Annotated in this window: 1 other annotated feature (running past one end of the window). The window is 56.7% G+C overall.

The features are described 5' to 3' along the window. Positions 1–2,455: a sequence feature (most likely nonfunctional fraction of RNA operon), on the bottom strand; it runs 1,410 nt beyond the window's last position.

The raw sequence follows: 2,455 nt of genomic DNA, 5'->3' as shown, positions 1-2,455 counted from the left end.
CTTCACAGTCTCCCACCTATCCTACACAAGCCGAACCGAACACCAATATCAAGCTATAGTAAAGGTCCCGGGGTCTTTCCGTCCTGCTGCGCGAAACGAGCATCTTTACTCGTAATGCAATTTCACCGGGCCTATGGTTGAGACAGTCGAGAAGTCGTTACGCCATTCGTGCAGGTCGGAACTTACCCGACAAGGAATTTCGCTACCTTAGGATGGTTATAGTTACCACCGCCGTTTACTGGCGCTTAAGTTCTCAGCTTCGCCAACCCGAAGATTGACTAACCGGTCCCCTTAACGTTCCAGCACCGGGCAGGCGTCAGTCCGTATACATCGCCTTACGGCTTCGCACGGACCTGTGTTTTTAGTAAACAGTCGCTTCTCGCTGGTCTCTGCGGCCACCCCCAGCTCAGACAGAAAATGTCATCACCAGAAATGGCCCCCCTTCTCCCGAAGTTACGGGGGCATTTTGCCGAGTTCCTTAACCATAGTTCACCCGAACGCCTCGGTATTCTCTACCTGACCACCTGAGTCGGTTTAGGGTACGGGCCGCCATGAAGCTCGCTAGAGGCTTTTCTCGACAGCATAGGATCATCCACTTCACCACAATCGGCTCGGCATCAGGTCTCAGCCTTAACGTGCGACGGATTTACCTACCACACGGCCTACACCCTTACCCCGGGACAACCACCGCCCGGGCTGGACTACCTTCCTGCGTCACCCCATCGCTTACCTACTACAAGTCTGGTCCGTCGGCTCCACCACTCCCCTCAACTCCGAAGAGATCAGGGCGGCTTCACGGACTTAGCATCGCCTGATTCAGTATTGGGCGCTCCAAAGCGGGTACCGGAATATCAACCGGTTGTCCATCGACTACGCCTGTCGGCCTCGCCTTAGGTCCCGACTTACCCTGGGCAGATCAGCTTGACCCAGGAACCCTTAGTCAATCGGCGCAAGAGTTTCCCACTCTTGTATCGCTACTCATGCCTGCATTCTCACTCGTGAACCATCCACAACTCGCTTCCGCGGCTGCTTCACCCGGCACACGACGCTCCCCTACCCATCACAGCAGGCGTTAGCCCTCACGCTGCAATGACACGACTTCGGCGGTGTACTTGAGCCCCGCTACATTGTCGGCGCAGAATCACTTGACCAGTGAGCTATTACGCACTCTTTCAAGGGTGGCTGCTTCTAAGCCAACCTCCTGGTTGTCTCTGCGACTCCACATCCTTTCCCACTTAGCACACGCTTAGGGGCCTTAGTCGATGCTCTGGGCTGTTTCCCTCTCGACCATGGAGCTTATCCCCCACAGTCTCACTGCCGCGCTCTCACTTACCGGCATTCGGAGTTTGGCTAAGGTCAGTAACCCGGTAGGGCCCATCGCCTATCCAGTGCTCTACCTCCGGCAAGAAACACACGACGCTGCACCTAAATGCATTTCGGGGAGAACCAGCTATCACGGAGTTTGATTGGCCTTTCACCCCTAACCACAGGTCATCCCCCAGGTTTTCAACCCTGGTGGGTTCGGTCCTCCACGAAGTCTTACCTCCGCTTCAACCTGCCCATGGCTAGATCACTCCGCTTCGGGTCTAGAGCGTGCAACTCAACGCCCTCTTCGGACTCGCTTTCGCTACGGCTTCCCCACACGGGTTAACCTCGCTACACACCGCTAACTCGCAGGCTCATTCTTCAAAAGGCACGCAGTCACGACGCAGAAACAAAGTCTCTGCGCGACGCTCCCACGGCTTGTAGGCACACGGTTTCAGGTACTATTTCACTCCGCTCCCGCGGTACTTTTCACCATTCCCTCACGGTACTATCCGCTATCGGTCACCAGGGAATATTTAGGCTTAACGGGTGGTCCCGCCAGATTCACACGGGATTTCTCGGGCCCCGTGCTACTTGGGTGGCTCTCAAGCAAGCCGCTGACGTTTCAGCTACGGGGGTCTTACCCTCTACGCCGGACCTTTCGCATGTCCTTCGCCTACATCAACGGTTTCTGACTCACCGACCGGCCGGCAGACCGATCAAGAAAGCTCCCACAACCCCGCACTGGCAACCCCTGCCGGGTATCACACCAATACGGTTTGGCCTCATCCAGTTTCGCTCGCCACTACTCCCGGAATCACGGTTGTTTTCTCTTCCTGCGGGTACTGAGATGTTTCACTTCCCCGCGTTCCCTCCACACTGCCTATGTGTTCAGCAGCGGGTGACAGCCCATGACGACTGCCGGGTTTCCCCATTCGGACACCCCCGGATCAAAGCTCGGTTGACAGCTCCCCGGGGCCTATCGCGGCCTCCCACGTCCTTCATCGGTTCCTGGTGCCAAGGCATCCACCGTGCGCCCTTAAAAACTTGGCCACAGATGCTCGCGTCCACTGTGCAGTTCTCAAACAACGACCAGCCACCCACCACCCCAACCCGAAAGCTGAGTTCACTGGGACCGGCATCCCGAAGG

This window comes from Streptomyces sp. NPDC090442, assembly GCF_044769405.1.
In the GTDB taxonomy this organism is placed as follows: domain Bacteria; phylum Actinomycetota; class Actinomycetes; order Streptomycetales; family Streptomycetaceae; genus Streptomyces.
The sequence above is the reverse complement of the archived record's forward strand: the minus strand, read 5'-3'. Positions and strand labels throughout refer to the sequence as shown.